The organism is Paenibacillus sp. 01T422, assembly GCF_056398785.1.
This window is the reverse complement of the sequence record NZ_JBFTQB010001343.1, coordinates 1-1,127: the sequence shown is the minus strand read 5'-3', so window position 1 is coordinate 1,127 and position 1,127 is coordinate 1. Positions and strand designations below refer to the sequence as shown.

Below are 1,127 nucleotides of genomic sequence, written 5' to 3'. Positions count from 1 at the left end.
ATCTTGTATACCACAGCTAATCAGTTGGATCTTGTTTATGATGGAAACAAACATCCGTCAGGCTACTTTAATCGGTATTTTGACTGGCACCGGCATTGGCTTCCTTTTCAGCTTATACTACAAAAGTCTTAATTACAGCGCCGCCTCATTGATCGTACTCACCCTTGTTCTGGCTATTTTTTCGATTGAAACGGTTTCTAACTATTTACGAAAGGTGATTTTGTAAAATGAGATTTCAATCGAATTTGATAGACGTCTCTGATAAAGACAACGGCAGAGACAGGCGGATGGATGATGAATGGAGAATGAAAAAGCCATTCAACAAACAAGCGATGGCGATCCGGCTCACTTTGGCTGCGCTGGCCATATTAACGCTGTATGCGTTTGCAACATTCGACTATAAAGACATACAGCTATTAGATGCTGTTATATCGACAACCCATACGGTTAAAACCATGTTTTTTCAGCCGCTTTTGAAACACATCTCCTTGATAGAAGCAGTTAAACATCTGGTCATTACCCTTGGTCTTGCTTTTCTAACGACATTATTCGGAGCCATCATCGCCTTGGTCCTAGGCTTACTAGCCGCCAATAATTTATCCAATCCTAAACTATCCCTCGCAATTAAGGGCGGAGTAGCTATTATTAGGGCGGTTCCCACTGTATTATGGGTGTTGATTTTTGCGGTTGCAGCGGGTCTTGGCAGTGTGGCGGCTGTCATCGGAATGACCTTCCATTCGGTTAGTTATCTCGTAAAAACGTACTCGGAGTCATTCGAAGAGTTAGATGAAGGAGTCATTGAGGCATTAAAGGCAAGTGGCGCCAATTGGGTTCAAATCGTATGTCAAGCGGTTCTGCCTTCGTCTATCACTTATTTAATCTCGTGGACATTTATGCGATTTGAGATCAATTTCGCTGTAGCGTTGGCTATGGGGGCCGCAGCTGGTGCCGGTGGAATCGGATATGATATGTTTATGGCCAGCACTTATTATTATGATGTGAGGGAAATTGGAGCTATTACGTATCTCATTCTAGCGTTTGCCATCCTGCTTGAGCTAATCGCTGGAAGGATTAAGAAGAAGCTAAGGCATCATGGCTGAATATGAAGCTTTGGACGAGTCCTGCAC

General features: G+C 43.4%; 2 protein-coding genes. Both read left to right on the top strand.

Going from position 1 to position 1,127, the window contains the following annotated elements; translation table 11 throughout:
- Window positions 1-226 (top strand): PhnE/PtxC family ABC transporter permease (locus AC1DUA_RS38600; protein WP_477504720.1); only part of this gene is annotated, 226 nt, incomplete at its 5' end.
- Window positions 227-287: 61 nt separating this feature from the next.
- A complete protein-coding gene (locus AC1DUA_RS38595; RefSeq protein WP_477504721.1) occupies window positions 288-1,100 on the top strand; it encodes a PhnE/PtxC family ABC transporter permease in 813 nt (270 codons plus the stop codon).
- The last annotated feature ends 27 nt before the right edge of the window (window positions 1,101-1,127 follow it).

Excerpts from the sequence above, each read along its gene's own strand:
- AC1DUA_RS38595 (WP_477504721.1), top strand. The coding sequence starts at position 288 with ATGGATGATGAATGGAGAATGAAAAAGCCATTCAACAAACAAGCGATG.